We start from the raw sequence: 19,085 nt of genomic DNA, 5'->3' as shown, positions 1-19,085 counted from the left end.
TATCCTCCCGAGCCTTGGCGTCTTGGCGTCTTGGCGGTTCAACATTCACGCTAAGGATCGCAGAGCGTTGGCAGAGCTATTCGACAAGTCCGGTGAATCTTCGCCCATCACCCCGCTGGGCGAGCTGACCAACGGCCAGGAGGCCGACTTTTTCGCCCTGCTGGCCGAGAAGACCCAGCTCACCACCAAGGACGGCAAGCCCTACTGGCGGGTGACCTTCCAGGATGCCGGGCGGCAGGTGAGCTTCCCCATCTGGAGCGACGCCCCGCACGCCCAGAAGTGCAACACCGAGTGGCAGGTCGGCGGGTTCTACAAGCTCCGCGCCCTGTACCACGAGACCACCTACGGCCCGCAGCTCGACATCCGCCTGATCCGCCCGGTCGAGGAGACCGACCAGGCCGACGGCTTCGACCCGACCATGTGCCAGCCGCGGTCGCGTTTCGACTTCGAGGAGATGTTCGCCGACCTCCGCGCGATGGCCGAGGAGAAGATCGCCGAGGGGCCGCTGCAGACGCTCGTCCTCGGCTTGCTCGACGAGCACCGCGACGACCTCTTGGTTTGGCCGGCCGCCAGCCGCAACCACCACGCGTTCGCCGGCGGCTACCTGGAGCACGTCCGCAACGTGGCGACCAACGCCCTCCTGCTGGCCGAGCGGTACGCCGACATCTACCCCGACATGACGCCGCCGCTGGACGTTGGCATGGTGGCCGCCGGCGCCATCCTGCACGACATCGGCAAGCTCCGCGAGCTGCGGACCTCGCCGGTTGGCGCCGAGTACACGGCCGCCGGCTCACTGGTCGGCCACATCCTGCAGGGCCGTGACATGATCCGCGAGGCGGCCGCCGCCATGGAACGCGACGGCCAGGAGGCGCCCGACGCCGAGAGCATGCTGCGGCTCGAGCACATCATCATCAGCCACCAACGCCTGCCCGAGTGGGGCAGCCCGAAGCCACCGATGACGCCCGAGGCCCTGATCGTCCACTACGCCGACGACACCGACGCCAAATTGCAGATGATGATGGTCATCCTCTCAGAGACTGACGCCGACGCGGCGCTGAGCTCGCGCCGGAATGTGCTGGGGCAGCAGGTGTACCGCGGCGGGGAGTGATGGTCCCTCGGCCCGCAATATTTTCATCGCCTGTCAAAGACAGTCGATGTTAGAATGGATCTCTTACGCACGGTGACTACAGGTACGCGGAGGCTCAGAGTGCAGCGAAAACTGAAGCGAGTGTTGTCAGGTTTTCTAAAGCCAATCAGGATAGCGTACTTATCCATGGGCTCGAGCAAGGAATGCCCAATTTGCGGTTGGACAGGTCACGCGTTTATTCGGCGTTCCTTTCCGAATAAGCCTGCTGAGAGCTGCATTTGTCCGTCGTGTGGATCTTCCGAGCGGCACCGGTTTGCCCACTACGCACTCAAAGAGAAACTGCCGGGGCACGCCGACAGCACGCTACATTTCGCTCCAGAGAGTTTTATCGAGCCTTGGCTCCGATCGATCTCGGGTAAGTACCTCAGCGTTGATTTAATGTCACCCGAAGCGATGCGTCTCATGGACATTACAAATCTCGAGCTGGAGGACAATCTCTTTTCCCTCATCTGGTGTTCGCACGTTCTCGAACACATTGAGGACGATCGCTTGGCAATGTCAGAGCTGTTCCGCGTATCTCGACCTCGCGGATTGACGTTGGTGATGGTCCCGATCTACGGAGAAAAGACCTTCGAAGATCCTCGGGTAACTACCCCTGCTGATCGGCTCAAGCACTTCAAGCAGGAAGACCATGTCAGGCTATTTGGGCTCGACATTGCCAATCGCCTAAGGGACACCGGGTTTGAAGTTGAAGTGTTAAGTGTCGACGGCATGCCCGAAGAAGAGACGCTACGCTATGGGCTTGCTTACCCGTCGACCAAAGAGATCTTTATGTGCACGAAGTCTTAACTTTTTTCTGATCACTCGCTCAGCCGCCCCTCGAGTTCCGCCACCAGCCGCTCGTAGGTCATCCGCTCTTCGCTTACCACGAGCGCCGCGCCGGCTCGGCTGATCCCTTCGGCGTTGCTCTGGTAGCGGCACCGCACCACGACGTTGGCGGCCGCGTTTAGGCGGCGCACCGTGCTGACGATCTGCAGCGCGTCGGAGTCAGTGGGCACGCACACCACCACCATGCCGGCGTCGGGGACGTGGGCCGCGCGTAGGACGTCGACGTGGGTGGCGTCGCCTGCGGCGGTGGTGAAGCCGAGCTGGCTGAATGGGTACAGGTTGACCGGGCTGCGGTCGACCATCGTGACCTCAACGCCGCGGGTCTCCAAGAAGCTGGCGACCTGCTTGCCGACCGGGCCGACTCCGATCACCACCGCCATGTGGGGCTTGGCTAGCTCGGTCCTCGGGGCCTCGTCGACGTTCTCGCCGCGGCCGTCGGTCCACTTGAGGCCGACCCGCAGGAGCAGCGGCGTGATCAGCAGCGAGCCGAGCGCCACGGCCGCCATCCGCTGGTATTCCTCCCGCGTCAGCACGCCCGACTCCATGGCGATACGCCCTAGGAAAAACGCGAACTCGCCAACGTGCGCCAGGCCCAGCCCCATGCCGAGCGCGGCGCGGGGTCGCAAACCGGTGATCCACATCGCCGCGGTCGCCGCCAGCATCTTGATGGCGATTAACGCCAGCAGCATCGGCCCGACGATCATCGGGTTGAGGTCCGGCTTGAGCAGCAGCCCAAGGCTGATAAAGAAGACCGCGGAGAAAGTCTCGCGGAAGGGCAGCACCAGCGAGTCGACCTGGGCGCTCCAGCGGTTGCCGCCGAACAGCAGACCCGCCGCGAACGCCCCGAGGGCCGCCGGCAGGTGCAGCCGGTGGGCGAACAGCGACATCCCGCCGAGCGCAACCACCGCCAGCAGCACCATCAGGTCGGGGCTCCGCAGCGCCGACAGCGCCGGCGCCAGGTAGCCGTTGATCACGATCCGTGCGAGCGCCACTGCGCCGATGAACGCCACGGTCGCTAGCGCGAGCTCCGTCAGCTCCCGCCAGCCCGGCGCGGCCTCGCCCTGCAGCAGCGGCACGACCAGCAGCAGCGGCACCAGCGCCATGTCCTGGAACAGCAAGACGCCGATCGCCCGGCGTCCGTGCGGTGTGGACGACTGGCCGAGCTCGCCGAGGGCCTTGAACACCACCACGGTCGAGCTGAACGCCAGGGCGGCGCCCACCAGCAGCGACGCGGCGGCCGACAGCCCGGCCCAATAACAGAACACGGCCACCGGGAAAGCGACCAGCAGCATCTGCACGCTCCCCCCGACCGGCAGCCGCCAGGCGAGTGGCTTCAGCTCGTCGATCGAGAACTCGATGCCGACCGTGAACAGCAGCAGGAACACGCCCGCCTCGCTGAGGGTCTCGATCTCGTGGGCGTCGTCGGCGACCCAGCCGAGCACGGCCTTGCCGAGTACTACCCCGGCGATCAGGTAGCCGAGGATGGTCGACACGCCAATCCGCTGGCAGACGATATTGGCCGCCAGGCCCGCCGTGACGATGATCAAGAGGTCGGTAAGGACGTGGTCGGGCATGCAGGTAGGGGCGGGAGACTTGCGGTGGGGAGGCGTCGAACCTTGGCTCGGACCGGTGTACAATCCCACTTGGCCGCCCCGACGGCAAGCCGGCCCTGCGGGTCGCCCTCAATCCTACCTTGCCCAGCCTGCTGCGACATGACTACGCGACGCGAAAAGATCGAGGCGATGCTCGCCGACGACCCGACCGACACCTTCCTGCGGTACAGCCTGGCGATGGAGCTGGACAACGCCGATGAGCACGACGCCAGCCTCGCCAAGCTCGACGAGCTGACCAAGGACGACCCGCCCTATGTCGCGGCGTTCTTCATGGCGGGCCAGCAGCTGACCAAGCTCGGCCGCATCAACGACGCCCGCGCCTACCTCCGCGACGGCATCGAGGCCGCCCGCGCCCAGGGCGACGCCCACGCCGCCGGCGAGATGAGCGAGTACCTGGCCGCGCTCGGCGACCTGGGTGAGTAGCGTAGCTGCCGAACCGATGTTGGGCGAGGTCCAACCTCTTCGTAGCTAGTAGATCTCCAGGTGGAAGCCGGTCTCGCCATTCTCGGCTGCCTCGACAAGAACGGCGTGGTAGCAAGCGACCTCAAAGGCAATAAAGTATCGAGTGCCGTCTTCCTCGTTGAGGTAGGAATAGAGCGGGTACTTATCCACCAACGCTTTGAACGTGGCGATACCTTTCTCCATGGGAGCCCAGAACGCGGTCGCATTGCACTTTGCCTCGAGGGTCTTGAATTCCTCGCTAGTGAGTTTGTTGAGTTCTCCCTCTGAAAGTAAGGGGTTGTACCAGATGAACGAGCTGGGCTCCGGGACGCCTAGCTGGCGGGCTGACTCATCAAGTTGGTCGATCATCTTGGGAAAGTTGTCCCCGAAGGTGTACTTGCCTCCTGGATCGACCGACCGAGGCGCGTCGTGACCGGGCGTCTCCCCACTCTGGAAAGTCAACACTGCGGATACAGGCATTGAATTGATCTTCTAGGGCTTGCGAGGCCACTCCGGCCGGGCAATCGCGGGCACACGTCAAATAGATAGGTCATCTTTCCTCACGCGGGTAGTTCACCATCCGCCGGTGGTCGATCCCGGCGTCCTGGTAGACCTCGCCGTAGGCCGTGAAGCCGAGCCGCTCGTAGAAGCCAATCGCCGAGACCTGCGCCTCGAGGGACTGCCGCGTGCGGCCCTCGGCCGCCAGCATCGCGATCACGTGCTCGAGCAGCCGCCGGCCGACGCCGCGGCCGCGGAACGACCGCCGCACCGCGAACCGGGAGATCTTGTCGTGCTCGTCGAGCAGGATCACCCGCAGCGTGGCGACCACATCGCCCTCGACCAGCGAGACGAAGTGCCGCGCAGTGAGGTCGTGATGGTCGTACTCCAGCTCGGCCGGCACCTGCTGCTCGTGCACGAACACCTCCCGCCGCAGCCGGAGGGCGAGCGCGTACAGGTCGGATCCGGGCGGGACAGGCGTGATGATTTCGTTGGGCATGATGCCGCTACTCTACCACGGGCGACCGTTCGGCAGCAGCGAGTGCGAAGCACGAAAAAAGCCCAGAGGCTACGCCGTGCGCGGCCCTTGGGCTGTGGAGGTAACGAACTAGGTTCTGCGAGCGGTTGCTTCCCTAGCGGCGGTTGCGACGCCCGGCGAGCGCGACGAATGGCAGCAGGCCCAGTGCCAGGGCGGCCGGTTCGGGGACGCCGACGAGGTCGACATTCGCGGTTTGAATGGCCCCGAGGACCCCGTTTTGTGCGAGGAAACCCTCGGCCATGAGCGAGCCCGACCCGGTGTAGTCGATGGTGATGAAGTCATGCACGCCCATCGGGTTGAACCCGGAGCCAAAAGCGGCGAAGACCTGACCGAGTGCAAAGTCCGTCCACAGACCGAAGGAGTCGCCGCCAACCGGTGCGCCTGGAATGAAAGGATTATCGCCTGGGTTGGCGTAGTCCCAGAACGCCGTGTTCACCGTCGCGCCGGTCAATTCCAGGGTGGGGCCGGCATTGATCTCGATGGCGACTTCGGCGCCGATCGAGCTAGAGTCATCGGTTACGACCTGCAGCGTCACGCTGGAGCCGGTGTCGTTGGCAAACTGCAGCGTCGGGGTGGCGGAAGAGGTAGCCGCAGCAGCCACGCAGACGAGCGCAGCAAAGGAGCGTAGAAGGTAACGCATTAGCGTTCTCCAAGAGGTAGGAACCAAAGAGGCAGGCAAAACTGGCGGGCCGTGGCGACACGGCAGACGGCCGGCCGCATGGATCTTGCGCTTTGCCGGTCGCCAATGCAAGCAAGCCGGTTTCTGGGCGAGATGCCACACGCAGCAGAGCAAATTGAGGACGGTTAGGGAGCTATTTGATGACGTCGTCCCGGGGCAGCGATGGCGAACGCCTAGAGGATTGCAGCGCCAAGTGTGTCGTTGGGCAACGCCCAACCTCACCGTAGCCTGGGGCAACGCCCTAGCTGCGTGGGCGAAATCCAGGCCCATTGGCTGAAGGCCAATCTCAATGTTGCCCGTGGGTTGAGGTTGGCCTTCAGCCAACGGACTCTGCCGGGTATCCCATCCTAGGGCGTTGCCCTAGGCTACGGTGGGATTGGCCGTTGGCCAATGAGAGCATGTAAGTCCTTGGAACCACTAGCGTCGCACGTTGACCTGTTATGTTTCGTCGCGTTCTTGTTCTATCAACTGATCCCGGCGGACCCACGCCAGAAGGGCAACAAGTCCAAGTTGCGGAATCCAAACTCCCACCACTCCAAGAAGCCCAAGCACAGCGTAGCCGTCTGGCGGCCGGTGAGTGATTGTCAATCCGAGGGCGATCACGCAAGCCATTCCTAGTGCACATGCGACGGTTGTTCGGCGAACGAGACCGTCAAGGCGTGGATAGATGGCGACTGCAATTGCGGTAGAGCTCAGGATCGGGAGGACTATGAGAATACTCGCTAGTAACTTGCCCAGAGTTTCCTCGGGCAGTGTTGCAACCGCGGCTGCCACCAATGAAGCGGCGGTCATGAGGAGCAACGCACTTCGCCATGAGTAACGCACGGAGAACTCGCATTCAGGTCAGAAACACGGCGGCTGGGCCGCAACCTACCGGCGATTCCGTCCGTCCCCATTCTACTTCTTACAAGCACTCGCCACCGCACACCCCGCGCACGAGTCGCAGCCGCCTTGGCCCTTGGCTTCTTCGGTGCCGCAGCCGGGGCCGCAGCCCTCCGACAGGGTTTCGGCGAAGCGGCCGATCTGGGCCTTGGCCTCGTAGGCCTCCGAGAGCTCGGCGGTGAGGGCCTCGACCTCGGGGGGCACATCGCCCAGGAAGTGGAAGTACAGTCCCTGGCCGTCGAACAGGTGCTCGACGTCCATCAGCACGGCCTGCAGGCGCCGCTCGGCCAGCAGCCGGACGCAGGCGTCGTAGGCCTCGCCGCGGCGTTGCTCGAGCCGCTCGGCCAGCAGGTGGTCCTGGCTGGTCATCGCCCGCAGCAGGTCGCCGTCGGGTTGGCTCTCTGCCGACTCGGCGACGCTCAGCACCTCGCCGGTCTCTAGCCCGCGGCTGGTGCGTACGATCACCCGCCGCCCCCGCTGGTAGCGGGCGCTGTCGGTCGAGCGGAAGCGGCCGACATCTCCGTGCAGGCCGACGCGGACAAAGTGGTGCATAGGGTTATCAATAGAGGCGGTGTGAGTCTCCATTGTGACGCACCAGGCCGCGGAGGGCTACTTCAACCGCCGCCCCGGCGGGAGTCGGCGACCAGGCGTTTCTCGCCTGCTGCCCCGTTTCCTTACTGAAAAGAGCCCCCCGGGGTGGTCCAATAGGGGCACGCTGGATTCTTGGAGCCCGCAGTGGGCCGTGAGCTCGGCCGCTACGGCGCTGCGAAATCGACGTCGGTGGCGCCACCACAGGGCTTGCTCAGGAGCCCGCTGCCTGGAAGTCAGTCGCTGGGCGGCAGTTTTGTCCCATCGAACGAGCAGAAAGGGGCAAAAGTCGATTGTCTCACGCGAAGTGAAAAACCGCAGACACTGCTATGTCAGACTGAAACCGCCCCCGGCGGACGAAATGGCAGCCGACTTTTGTCCCTACAAACGGATGTCGGAATTGGGGACAAAAGTAGTCAGAAGTCGTTGCGGGAGGACGGCGGCGGTTGGGTCTTGCCAGCGGGCGGTAGGGCTCGGGATAATGTTGGGCTAACCCGGTATGAACCACGGAGCTGAGATGTCCGAAACGCTTGATTGCCCTTCGACCAACGGAACCATTGAGGGGGGCCGCTGGCAGTCGTTTGCTGACCAGGTGTTGGCCGGAAATCCGCTGACCGCCGAGCAGGCCGCCGAGGTCCTGACGTGTCCCGACAGCGAGCTGCTGAGCCTGCTGGACGCGGCGTACCGGGTGCGGCGCCACTATTTTGGCAACCAGGTGCAGCTGTACCTGCTGATGAACGCCAAGAGCGGCCTGTGCCCGGAGGACTGCAGCTACTGCTCGCAGTCCAAGGAGAGCGAGGCCGAGATCCCCAAGTACAACATCCTCAACCGCGAGAAGCTGCTGGACGGCGCCCGGGTCGCTAAGGAACGCGACGCCCGCACGTACTGCATCGTGATCTCTGCCCGCGGCCCCAACGAGCGGGAGATGAAGGCGGTCGAGACGATCGTCCCCGAGATCAAGGAGAAGTACGGCCTGCACATCTGCGCTTGCCTGGGCCTGCTGACCGACGAGCAGGCCCAGCGGCTCAAGGCTTGCGGCGTCGACCGGGTGAACCACAACCTGAACACGGGCGAGGAGCACTACGACAAGATCTGCACCACGCACACGTTCGCCGACCGCGTCGACACGCTCAAGGCGGTCCGCGAGGCGGGCCTCGAGATGTGCTCTGGCGGCATCGTCGGCATGGGCGAGTCGAACGAGGACCTGGTCGGGATGGCGATTGAGCTGCGTGAGCTCGGCGTGCACTCGATCCCGGTCAACTTCCTGATTCCGATCGAGGGGGTCGAGCTGGAGGTCCCCGAGCACGTCACGCCGCAGTACTGCCTGAAGACCCTGGCGATGTTCCGCCTGGTCTGCCCCGACCGCGAGATCCGTATTGCCGGCGGCCGCGAGCTGCACCTGCGGAGTCTGCAGCCGCTGGGGCTTTACGCGGCAAACTCGATCTTCGTCGGCGATTACCTGACTACCAAGGGCCAGGCGCCTGACGCCGACTACGCAATGATCAAGGACCTCGGGTTCGAGATCGTTACGTCGAGCGAGGCGAGTATCTGCAGCCACTAGGCGAGCGTTGCCGAGGCCTGTGGGTTGAGTGCTAGCAACGCAGTCGACAGTAGGCGGCTGCGCACCTTGCCTGCGATGCCGACTCGGGATAACCGGAAAAAAATCCCAGGTTTGGTTAACCGGCAAGGACGCCGGCGTCGATACTCCGTGGATAGCGGGCGGAATGTACCGTCACGCTGCGGCTGCGAGCACCTGTGGGGGGAACGCTAGCAGCCGCCGGATACGCGGCGAATGCAACGCAAGGATGCGACCGAAAATGCGGCACATCACCCCCCTCGCTCTCCTGATAGCCATCACCCTGAGCTCCGCGCCTTCCGCGCTGGCCCAGGAAGACTCGAAGCCTTCGTTCGCGCAGCGGCTTGCTTCGCTGCGGCTGGGCTGGGGCAGCGACGACCAAGAGCAGCAAGACCCCCGCGCCGCGATCGAGGCCTCGGCCGCGAATCGCCGGGCGGGGTCAGCCGAGCCCGACACGGGCCGGTCGCGCTTTGCCAGCCGGATGCCGCGGCTCAACCCGAGCGACCTGCTGCCGGGCGACATGTTCGCGGGTTCGACCACCGAAGGGCAGGCGAACCGCCGACCGACTTCGGCGCACCTGCGTCACACCGCGGAGAGTCGCCAGACGACCGCCGACACCGGGTCCGCCCGGTCACGCATCATCCGCGACCTGCGTGTGCAGTCGAACGGTGAAACGGGCCAGCAGCCGCGGGTCGCCTCGCGTGAACCGAGCCCGGCGCCGCAGGCCACCCCACCGACTGAATCCAAGAACCTGGCCCCGCGTCCCGAGGGCCCCGCCGACCCGGTGGTGCTGGGACGCAGCCGCACCGCCCGGGCGGGCAGCGTGCTGTCGCCGGCGGGGGTCGCTCCGCTGGACGAGGCGGCCGTCGCCCCGCCATCGGTCGGCCAGGCCACCGCCGGCGGGACCGCCATGGTCCACGAGGCCGACCTGCGCCGCGAGCTGCTCGGCGCCGCCTACCTCGGCGGCGGCAGCAACAGGGAACGGGCCGACGACGCCACTGCCAGGTCGATCGCCGCCGCGGTCGCCAGCAGCATGGCCGCCGAGTCGGTAGCGAGCGAGGATCAGCAGGCAGAGGCCCCGCTGAACGAGGAGACCACAGCCGTAGCGGCGACTCCGGAAGCGGCAGTCGCCCAGACCTACGAGCCCGAAACGACCACAACCGACAACAGCATCGAAGCAATCCTGGCCGCTCAGGCGGCTACGGAACCCGCGGCAGACGTGAACGAGCCCGAGGCGGCGATCGAAAACGCCGCTCAGCCCGCCGTGGCCGAGGCCGCTCCGCAGGACGAGTGGGTAGGCGCCGACCGCGAAGTGGCGGAAACAAGAACGCGGGTCGGCGGCTTGCCCGTCCAGGCTGGCGAGGAGCAGCAGGCCGCGACTCCTTCGGTCGCTTCGGCTGCGGCGGCTCCGGCCGTCGGGGCGAGCGATGGCTTCGAGCAGGAGGTCGCCAAGCGGCGTTTCGAGGGCACGGTCGAGCAGTCGATCGAGCCCCGCACGGCGGCCCCGGAGCAGGAGTGGAATCAGACCGCTTCGAGCCAGACTAAACAGGACCAGAGCACGCCCAACCAGAACACCATGCTGCCGCCCACGGTGACCGCGGAGCCGACCTACAGCCGCGACGCCGACCTGCTTATGAGCCAGCGGATGCCGCAGATCGTGTCGCGGGTGTCGGGGCCCAAGCAGATAATCATCGGACGCGAGGCGGTCTACCGGGTTTCGATCGCCAACCGTGGCGACGAGACCGCCGACCAACTGGCGACCACCATCACCGTGCCAGAGTGGGCCGAGGTAGTTGGTTCGCGGAGCACGGTTGGCCTGGTCGAGCCGCCCTCGACCGACGCCGGCGCGACCAAGGTGTTGTGGAAGATGGCCGAGCTGCAACCGAGCCGTACCCAGCACCTCGACCTCAAGCTGGTCGCCCGTCAGGGCCGCCCAATTGAGCTGGGCGTCAACTGGAAGCACGCCCCGACCGGCTCGCGCACGGTGGTCGAGGTGCAGGAGCCGAAGCTGGCGGTCTCGCTGGACGGGCCGGACGAGGTGCTGTTCGGCACACCGCAGGTGTTCCGACTGCACGTGTCGAACCCCGGCACCGGGCCCGCCGAGGACGTCCGCGTGCGGGTGCAGCCACCGGGCGACGCGGCCAGCGCGATGACCGAGGCCATCGGCGACCTGCTGCCGAACGAATCACGCACAATTGAATTCAAGGTGACCGGCGCCGAGGCCGGCGAGCTCAAGCTGCAGGCCCAGGCGATTGCCATGGGGAACCTGAACGAGCAGGCGAGCAAGAGCATCTTCTGCCGCAAGCCGGAGCTCGAGGTCGACTGGCGGGGTCCCGCCCGCAAGTACGCCGGCGCCTCGGCGACCTACTACTTCCGGGTCCGCAACCCGGGCACGGCGACCGCCGACGGCGTGGAGTTCCGCGTCAACCTGCCGGCCGGTTTCGAGGTGTCCAAGGCTAGCGGCAACGGCCGTGTCGACACGACCGGCCGCCAGCTGCGGTGGGGCGTCGGCTCCCTGCGGCCGGGCGACGACTATTACATGGAGCTGCAGGGCGTGATCAGCCAACCCGGCGTGAACGAGTTCGCCATGGGCGCCGCCGACGCCGACCGCCGGGCTTCGGCGACGACCACCGCCACCACCGAGGTGATTGCCCTGGCCGACCTGAAGCTCGAGATCCGCGACCCCAAGGGCCCACTGCCGGTAGGCGGCGAAGTGGTCTACGAGGTTCGGGTCCGCAACCGCGGGTCCAACTCGGCCCAGAAGGTGAAGGTGGTTGGGTTGTTCTCCGAAGGGATCGAGCCCTACCGCGTCGAGGGCGCCGAGGCGAGCATCGCCGACGGGCGCGTCGCGGTCCGCACAATCGACAGCCTGACAATTGGCAGCGAGTTGGTGCTGATGATCCACGCCAAGGCGACCCGCCCCGGCGCCCACATCTTCCGCGCCGAGGTGCTCTGCCAGGACCTCGACATCAAGCTCGCGGCCGAAGAGACCACTCGGTTCTACGCAGAAGAGCAGGTCAACCTTAGCGACGACGGGGCGCGCTCGGCCGGCGTTGCGGATCGGTTTAGCGCACCGCGGTAAGTGGCGAGCCGCAAGCTTGCGCGCAACCGATGAAGCAATCCGCCACCGCGCGCGCGTTTGTCCGCAGGCAGTCGGGTAACCGCCGACCGAACGCTCGTCCAAACTGCGTAGCCAATCTAGGATGCCGGTTTGCTGTTGGTCACGGAAGCCCCGCGTACGATGCCCCTCCCCATTCGTGTAGTGCTTTTGCTGCTGCTCGCGCCGACGAGCCTGCTTGCGCAACTGCGCATCGCGACCTGGAACACGAACGGCGGAGCCCGCGACGGGATGTCGGAGGTGCTGTCCGCGATTGGCATCGAGGAGGTCAACGGTTTTGCCAAGCCGCTGGATGTGCTGTCGCTGCAAGAGCAGTCGGGCAGCGAGACCAACACGATCTTGGCGTTGCTCAACCACCTCTACGGCGCCGGGGTGTACGCCGCGGCGCCGACGCCGATCGACGCGGTGACCGCGGGGGGAGGGCTGCCGGGTCTCATCTACAACACCCAGACGATCGACCTGCTCGGGGCGGTCGCCTTCGGCGAGGTCAACACCAGCGCCCAGGCGCGGTCGACGCTCCGCTACCAGCTTGTGCCCGACGGGTACGGCGCCGACGCCGAGTTCTACCTCTACAGCAACCACTACAAGGCCTCCAGCGGCTCGTCCAACGAGGCGCGTCGCGACGTCGAGGCCCGGGCGGTGCGTCAGGACCTCGACGCGCTGGGCGAAGGCGTCGCGGCGATTCTGACGGGCGACTTCAACCTCTACGACAGCGCCGAGCCGGCCTACCAGACCTTGCTTTCATCGGGCCCGGGCCAGGTGTTCGACCCGGTCGACGCGGCGGGCGACTGGCACGACGACCCGGCTTTCAAGGTGGTGCACACGCAGAGCCCGACCACGACCTCGCTGTTCGGAGGGCAGGTCACCGGTGGCGTCGACGACCGGTTCGACTTCCAGCTGGTCACCGGGGAGCTGCTCGACGAGGTGGGCCTGGACTACTGGCCCGGCAGCTACCGCACATTCGGCAACAACGGTACCCACCAGCTGAGCGGAGACATCACGACCGGAACGGGCGCCTCGCCTGAGGTGCTGGCGGCGCTGCGGATGGCGAGCGACCATCTGCCGGTTGTCGTTGACTACCTCCTGCCGCCGCCCCTGCTCGCCGGCGATTTCAACCAGGACGGCCGTGTCGACTCGGCGGACTACAGCGTCTGGCGGACCGGCTTCGGCGTGCTCTACGACCACCAAGACTACGAAATCTGGCGGGCCAACTTCGGCGCGGTGCAGGCCGCCGCCAGCGGCTACGCGGCGGCGCCCGAGCCGGCCGCGGGTGTGTTGCTGCTCCTTTCTTCGATCGTTGTCGGTGCGCGTCGCCGCGGCTAGAACAGCGGCGCCCCACCGGCCGAGCGGCGGCAGCTCGAGAGCTGCGACAAGTGGAACGCAAAGTGGTTGGTCAGCAGCACCGACACGCAGTGCGACACGGTCTGGATCGGCGTGCCGTCGAACAGGTCCACGCCGTGCGGCTGCGCCAAACGCCCGGGGTCGGCCGCGGCCGCTAGCCGCTGAAACTCCGGGTACGAGCTCCGCACGACCGGCGCAAGCTGATCGAGGGCGTACTCGTCTGACGCCTCGACCAACGGCGGTGAACCGGGGCCGAAGGCCTGCAGCCAGGCGGGGTGGGTCAGCGATCCACCGATCATCGAGCAGCCCATCTCGCCCACGATCGCCAAGTGACCAATGACCCACGCCGGCGAGTGGCCGTGGCCGGGGGCGGCGTGGAAATGTCGTTCGGCGGGCAGGCCCGCTACGATGCGGTCGAAGTAGGCGAGCTGCATTTGATTGATGGCGATTTCGTTCTCGAACACGCGGTTCTCCAGCAGGGGGCACATGGCAAACGCTCGCGGCGGCTATTACTCACCGATGTTGACACGTTCCAGTTTAACCTCAGCGACGTCCTGGACGAGGCTCGCCTTGGCGGCGCCGCGGAAGTCGCAGTCCCGCAGCACGACTCCCTGGATCGGGCTCTCCGGCAGCCCCATCAGGTAGAGCGGGTGCTTGCTCTTCTTGCTGGTTACCCGCTCGAGCAGCACGTCGCTGACCTGGGGGAAGAACTCGCCCTCCTCGTTGAAATAGCGGAGGTTGATCCGCAGCACCGCATCGGAGACCTCGCCGACCTCGATGTCGCGGACGTAGAGGTTGCGGAGGTAGCCGCCGCGGCGGGAGTTCGACTTGAGCCGGATCGCCCGCTCTAGGTTGGGGCTGTCCATCTGGCAGTGCTCGACATACACGTTCTCGATCCCGCCGGACATCTCGCTACCGAGCACCACGCCGCCGTGGCCGTCCCGCATCGTGCAGTTGCGGACGATGATGTTCTGGCTGGGGGTCGCCAGCCGTCGGCCGTCGGCGTTGCGGCCCGACTTGATGGCGATGCAGTCGTCGCCGGTGTTGAAGAAGCACTCCTCGATCAGCACCCGGTTGCACGACTCGGGGTTGCAGCCGTCGTTGTTGGGGCCGTGGCTCTCGACCCGCACGCCGCGGACCACCACGTCCTCGCAGAGCACCGGGTTCAGGCACCACATCGGCGAGCGGTTGACGGTGATCCCCTCGATCAGCACGTGCTTGCAGCGGTAGGGCTGCACGAAATTGACCCGCATCTTCCGCCCCTTGCCGAACCGCCGCTCGGCGACCGGAACCCCCTGGTCGGCCATCTCGATTAGGTCGTTGCCGTCCTTGGTGCCGTTGCCCTTCCACTCCCACCAGCTGTCGTCGTCCGCCTGGCCGTCGATGACGCCCTCGCCGGTGAGGGCGATGTTCTCCTGCTCGAAGGCGTAGATCGGCGGCGAGAAGTTCATCAGCTCGGTCCCCTCGAAGCGGGTCAGCACCAGCGGCAGGTAGTCGTTGGGGTCGTTGCTGAACCGCAGGGTCGCGCCGCGCTCTAGGTGCAGGTCAACGTTCGACAGCAGGTGCAGCGGCCCGTCGACACGCCACTCACCGGTCGGCACGACGACCCGGCCGCCGCCGGCGTCGTGGCACGCCTGGATTGCCTCCTGGATGGCGGCGCGGCTGTCGCCGCCTGTCTTGGCGGCGTGGTCAGTGATGTTGAACGTGCGGTCGGGAAATTCGGGGGCCTGGATCTGCTGGAGCAGCTCCGCGGCGCGGTCCCACGGCGAGTCGGCAGAACAGGTCGCGGCTGAGAGGGCGACGAGCGGCAGAGTGGCGAGCAGCCAGGAGGACGTGCGTAGTCGGCGGATGAGCATTTGCTTGTTCACGCTATTTTCGAGTGTGCGAGACGAGTTGGACGAGGCCTGAATTCTAGCACTTCGGCGAGGTCCAAGATGAGCCGGAAGGTTTCAATTGCAATGATCAACGCGGCTGCTGCGGTAATGGGAGCACGTCGTTCGCATTCTTGCTACACTGTTCCGCTGATTGGTTGTCGAGCACCGCTGTCATCCCTGCGCAATGACGGTCGCGTACTAGGCCCTGTTTCTTCTCGATTGCTTATCGAAGGCGTAGACGGATGGTTCCATCAAAGCGGTTGGCCTGGAGTGCGGTAGTTGCGGCGCTCGGCGGTTTCCTGTTCGGATTCGACACGGTGGTCATCTCGGGGGCCGAGCAGACGATCCAGTCGCTGTGGTCAATGAGCGACGTGATGCACGGCCTCGCGACCAGCGCGGCGCTGTGGGGCACCGTGCTCGGCGCCCTGACCGGCAGCCTGCCAACCGACCGCATAGGACGCAAGGCGACGCTCTGCTCGATCGGCGTCCTGTACCTGGTGTCGGCGGTCTGGTCTGGTCTGGCGACCGGCCCCTACTCGTTCATGATTGCACGGTTCATCGGCGGTGTAGGCGTCGGCATCTCGACCGTGGCGGCGCCGCTTTACATCGCGGAGATCGCCCCGCCTGCCTGGCGCGGCCGGCTGACCGGCATGTTCCAATTCAATATCGTGTTCGGCATCCTGATCGCCTTCCTCAGCAACTACCTGCTTGGTTCCAACCTCTCCGAGAACGCCTGGCGTTGGATGCTCGGCATCGAGGCGCTCCCCGCACTGATCTACACGCTGCTCACGTTTGGCATCCCGGAGAGCCCCCGCTGGCTGATCAGCTTCCGCGGCAACACCGACGGGGCCCGTCGCGTCCTGTCGGAGATCCACCCCCAGTCTGGAACCGAGGAGATCGAGGCGGCGATTGCCGAGATCTCGTCCGCCGCCAGGGCCGAGGAGTCGGGGGCGCAGAAGGCGCCCGGCTGGCTGCTGACGCCGATGCTGCTGGCGTTCGCCATCGCGTTTTTCAATCAGCTCTCTGGAATCAACGCCATTCTCTACTTTGCGCCGCGGATCTTGGGGATGACCGGCCTGGGCGAGCAGGCGGCGATGATCCAGTCTACCGGCATCGGCCTGGTCAACCTGTTGTTCACGCTGGTCGGGTTGTGGCTGATCGACCACCTCGGCCGCAAGAGACTGATATTGATTGGCTCGGTTGGCTACATTGCCTCGCTGTCGCTGATCTCGGCGGTGTTCTTTGCCAACGCCGCCTCGTTCGAGGTCGCAGCGGTCGCCCTGGAGTCGAAGCCGGCCTTCGAGCGCCTCGTCGATGATTTGGCCGACGAACCGGACGTCCTCGACGACGCTACCGCCGCCCGCACCAAGCTCGCCGACGCGACCGGCAACCCCCGCTACGCCCCCGGCCCGGCCGGGCTGCCGGGCGTCGACAACCCGATCGGCCTCGCGGCGTCGGCCGAGCGGCTCGCCGAGCAGGCGTCGGCGGCCGCCGGTTCTGGTGGGCGGCTGGTGCTGCTAGGGATTTTTGCCTTCATTGCCTCGCACGCGGTAGGGCAGGGCGCCGTGATCTGGGTGTTCATCTCAGAGATCTTCCCGAACGAGCACCGCGCGATCGGCAACTCGGTCGGCTCCGGCACGCACTGGGTGTTCGCCGCGTTGGTAACCATGGCCTTCCCGGTCGCCGCCGCCGCGTTTGCGCCCGGGTACATCTTTGCGTTCTTTGCTGTGATGATGGTGCTGCAGATCGTCTGGGCGATGACCCTCATGCCAGAAACCAAGGGCGTGCCGCTCGAGGAAATCCAGCAGCAGTTCGCCTCGCGGCGGGGCTAAACCAAGCCGCAGCCACGTCAACTTTCGCCTCGGCGAGTTTTGTCCCGTTTTGCGCTACGCAATGATAGGGACAAAAGTCCGCCGCTCTGGCGATCCAAGTTGGCGTTAACCGCTTTCCTAGGAAAGGGTTACGGTGTTTCACGCGGGCGACGAGAGGCGACTCTTGTCCCTTCTTGCACAGCAGAGGGACAAAAGTCACCGCCGGCTCGCGGTGAGCACTCAGGGCCGTTTTGCATTCCGCCGATTCTCGCGGCGCTGTCACTCCCGCCGGCGGAAGCCGCGGTTCATCGACTCAAACACCCCATTGGACCGCGCGGGGCGCCCCTTTTCCACGAAGAAATCGGGACTCTGGGAGATTTCTGATCCGCCAAGGGTTTGGGGCCCAGGCATCAGGCGGCAAGGCCGCACCGGCACGCTTAAGGGGGGCTCCAACCGCGGGCTTCGTTCCGCGAGCGGGCGATAGGCGAGCTGAGAGCCGCGTCTTTTCGAGGCAAATTGGCTTTGTCCACGAGGCCAATTGCCGGTCGCGGGGTTCTATCTGCAAGCTTTGTCGCCTCGGTGAATCGCCGTCGCTTCGTCCATTCGTCGCTTCCCCCCTCGTCGCGTCCTCCCGTCGTCCTCGGTCGCTTCCCCGTCCGCTCAGCCCAGCTCACCCTGATGACGCTGCACCTATTGTTCCCCCGCACGGCAAGGGTTGCCGCGTTGGTGGTCATCTTGTTCGGTTGTCGGCTCGCCGACGCACGCAACTTCGTGCTCACGATTGGCGGCGGCTACGCCCCAGAAGGGAATCAGGCCTCGCTCGAGAAGAACGTGCTCTTCTTCCAACGCGTCCTGGCGGGGCAGGGGGGCGGCGTCGAGCGACACGACATCTTCTTTGCCGACGGCCACGGCTCGGCTAAGGACCTCCAGGTCCACGACCCCAGCCAAGTCCCGCTGGCAAACCGGCTAATGGCCGAGCTCTTCGGCAGCACCCGTGACCTCGGCCTGGGGTACCGAAACCACCAGGTGCCCAACGTCCGCAACGCGTCAACGCCTGCGAATGTCAACGCCTGGTTTGCCGAGTTTGGGCCGCAGATGACCGAGGGGGACAAGCTGTTCATCTACGTCACCGCTCACGGACACCGCAGCCGAGATCGGGGTAGGGCGTACGACACTTCCATCGCGATGTGGGGCAACTCAGCCCTGCGGATGACTCAGTTCGTCCGGCTGCTGGATCGCCTCGATCCGCGGGTCGATGTTGTGATGGTGATGGTGCAGTGCTACACGGGTGGTTTTTCTCACCTGATGTACCGCGGAGGGGATCCATCCAACGGGTTGTCGCCTCAGGGGCGGGTTGGCTTCTACGCCACGGTTCACGACCGCCCCGCGGCGGGCTGCACGCCCAGCGTCGACGAGGGCGACTACGTGGAGTACAGCACCTACTTCTGGGCCGCGGTAGCGGGGAGAGACCGCTTCGGTGAGGCGATCGAGCCGCCCGACTACGACCGCGACGGTCGCGTCTCGCTCGAAGAGGCGCACGCCTACACGATCCTTAGCGCCGACACGATCGACCTGCCGATCAAGACCTCTGGCGAGTTCCTCAGCGAGCAGAGCGAGTTCGGGGACGGGTCGAACGACTTGCTGCAAGACGAACCCCCGTACAGCGTGGTGCTAGAGCACGCCTCGCCGGTGCAGCGGGCCCTCCTCACCGGTCTGTCGGAGAAGCTGGAGCTGGAAGGCGAGGGCCGCTTGGCCGACGCTAGGCGGGAAGCCCGCAGCAACCGCCGCCGCCGGCGCGGCCGGCGCCCCTCCGCCGCCAAGAGCAAGATCGTCGCGGACCTGTTGGAACGCTGGCCGGAACTTGCCAACACCCTGAATCCGGTGAGCATCGAGCTCCTCACCACACGCCAGCAGGAGTTTGTCGACGCCGTGCAGAACCACCCTCAGTACGAGCGGCACCTGCAGCAGACGCAAGAGCTGCAGACGCGGCCCGACGCCCAGCAGACACGAGTGCAGTACGAGCGGTTCCTCCGGGTGGCCGACAACGTCATCCTGGCCGAGAACCTCCGCCGCCTGAACAAGCCGGAGCGGCTGAAAGAGTACGAGCAGATTATCGCCGCGGAACGCGAGGGGTTCCTCTCGCCGTAACCG

At 65.7% G+C, this 19,085-nt stretch carries 15 protein-coding genes; 8 read left to right on the top strand and 7 right to left on the bottom strand.

Annotation, left to right across the window (positions count from 1 at the left end; genetic code table 11):
* The first annotated feature begins 67 nt into the window (after positions 1 to 67).
* Both Pla123a_RS22535 and Pla123a_RS24840 read left to right on the top strand, forming a co-directional pair.
* Positions 68 to 1,108 (top strand): 3'-5' exoribonuclease YhaM family protein, encoded by a 1,041-nt coding sequence (locus tag Pla123a_RS22535; RefSeq protein WP_146591261.1) that lies wholly within the window; start codon positions 68 to 70, stop codon positions 1,106 to 1,108.
* Between the two features lie 441 nt (positions 1,109 to 1,549).
* Positions 1,550 to 1,936, top strand: coding sequence for a methyltransferase domain-containing protein (locus Pla123a_RS24840; protein WP_231956600.1), 387 nt, complete (start codon positions 1,550 to 1,552; stop codon positions 1,934 to 1,936).
* Positions 1,937 to 1,947: 11 nt separating this feature from the next.
* On the opposite strand, the gene Pla123a_RS22525 is transcribed toward Pla123a_RS24840, so the two are convergent.
* The gene (locus Pla123a_RS22525; RefSeq protein WP_146591257.1) at positions 1,948 to 3,549 is read right to left on the bottom strand and encodes a cation:proton antiporter domain-containing protein; all 1,602 of its coding nucleotides are present in this window, start codon (positions 3,547 to 3,549) and stop codon (positions 1,948 to 1,950) included.
* 138 nt (positions 3,550 to 3,687) lie between these two features.
* Between Pla123a_RS22525 and Pla123a_RS22520 the strand changes: the two genes are divergently transcribed.
* Positions 3,688 to 4,011: a hypothetical protein gene (locus tag Pla123a_RS22520; protein ID WP_146591255.1), complete on the top strand. Its 324-nt coding sequence runs from the start codon at positions 3,688 to 3,690 to the stop codon at positions 4,009 to 4,011.
* Positions 4,012 to 4,056: 45 nt separating this feature from the next.
* Here Pla123a_RS22520 and Pla123a_RS22515 read toward each other — a convergent pair whose 3' ends face one another.
* The 4 genes from Pla123a_RS22515 to Pla123a_RS22500 form a co-directional block, all read right to left on the bottom strand.
* Positions 4,057 to 4,509 carry a hypothetical protein gene (locus Pla123a_RS22515; RefSeq protein ID WP_146591253.1) on the bottom strand — a complete coding sequence of 151 codons (453 nt, stop codon included), beginning with the start codon at positions 4,507 to 4,509 and terminating at the stop codon, positions 4,057 to 4,059.
* A gap of 70 nt (positions 4,510 to 4,579) precedes the next feature.
* The gene (locus Pla123a_RS22510) at positions 4,580 to 5,026 is read right to left on the bottom strand and encodes a GNAT family N-acetyltransferase (RefSeq protein WP_146591251.1); all 447 of its coding nucleotides are present in this window, start codon (positions 5,024 to 5,026) and stop codon (positions 4,580 to 4,582) included.
* 133 nt (positions 5,027 to 5,159) lie between these two features.
* Positions 5,160 to 5,705, bottom strand: coding sequence for a hypothetical protein (locus Pla123a_RS22505; protein WP_146591250.1), 546 nt, complete (start codon positions 5,703 to 5,705; stop codon positions 5,160 to 5,162).
* 936 nt (positions 5,706 to 6,641) lie between these two features.
* Positions 6,642 to 7,178: a PSP1 C-terminal domain-containing protein gene (locus Pla123a_RS22500; RefSeq protein WP_197528205.1), complete on the bottom strand. Its 537-nt coding sequence runs from the start codon at positions 7,176 to 7,178 to the stop codon at positions 6,642 to 6,644.
* Between the two features lie 553 nt (positions 7,179 to 7,731).
* Between Pla123a_RS22500 and bioB the strand changes: the two genes are divergently transcribed.
* The 3 genes from bioB to Pla123a_RS22480 all read left to right on the top strand — a co-directional run bounded on the left by bioB (position 7,732) and on the right by Pla123a_RS22480 (position 13,231).
* A complete protein-coding gene (gene bioB, locus Pla123a_RS22495; protein WP_231956599.1) occupies positions 7,732 to 8,775 on the top strand; it encodes a biotin synthase BioB in 1,044 nt (347 codons plus the stop codon).
* Positions 8,776 to 9,031: 256 nt separating this feature from the next.
* The gene (locus tag Pla123a_RS22485) at positions 9,032 to 11,872 is read left to right on the top strand and encodes a DUF11 domain-containing protein (protein WP_197528204.1); all 2,841 of its coding nucleotides are present in this window, start codon (positions 9,032 to 9,034) and stop codon (positions 11,870 to 11,872) included.
* Between the two features lie 159 nt (positions 11,873 to 12,031).
* Positions 12,032 to 13,231 (top strand): endonuclease/exonuclease/phosphatase family protein, encoded by a 1,200-nt coding sequence (locus tag Pla123a_RS22480; RefSeq protein WP_146591239.1) that lies wholly within the window; start codon positions 12,032 to 12,034, stop codon positions 13,229 to 13,231.
* Here Pla123a_RS22480 and Pla123a_RS22475 read toward each other — a convergent pair.
* Both Pla123a_RS22475 and Pla123a_RS22470 read right to left on the bottom strand, forming a co-directional pair.
* Entirely contained in the window at positions 13,228 to 13,737 is a 510-nt protein-coding gene (locus Pla123a_RS22475; RefSeq protein WP_197528203.1) for a DinB family protein, read from the bottom strand. The two genes, Pla123a_RS22480 and Pla123a_RS22475, sit on opposite strands and share 4 nt — an antisense overlap.
* 21 nt (positions 13,738 to 13,758) lie before the next feature.
* On the bottom strand, positions 13,759 to 15,117 hold the full coding sequence (locus Pla123a_RS22470) for a glycoside hydrolase family 28 protein (protein WP_197528202.1): 1,359 nt from the start codon (positions 15,115 to 15,117) through the stop codon (positions 13,759 to 13,761).
* A 248-nt stretch (positions 15,118 to 15,365) separates the two neighbouring features.
* On the opposite strand from Pla123a_RS22470, the gene Pla123a_RS22465 reads away from it, so the two are divergent.
* Complete coding sequence (locus Pla123a_RS22465) at positions 15,366 to 16,955, top strand: sugar porter family MFS transporter (RefSeq protein ID WP_146591237.1); 1,590 nt, start codon at positions 15,366 to 15,368, stop codon at positions 16,953 to 16,955.
* 657 nt (positions 16,956 to 17,612) lie between these two features.
* Positions 17,613 to 19,082: a hypothetical protein gene (locus Pla123a_RS22460; protein WP_231956598.1), complete on the top strand. Its 1,470-nt coding sequence runs from the start codon at positions 17,613 to 17,615 to the stop codon at positions 19,080 to 19,082.
* Positions 19,083 to 19,085 lie beyond the last annotated feature (3 nt).

Origin of the sequence: Posidoniimonas polymericola (assembly GCF_007859935.1) — a bacterium.
Classification (GTDB): domain Bacteria; phylum Planctomycetota; class Planctomycetia; order Pirellulales; family Lacipirellulaceae; genus Posidoniimonas; species Posidoniimonas polymericola.
This window is presented reverse-complemented; position numbering and strand designations above follow the sequence as displayed.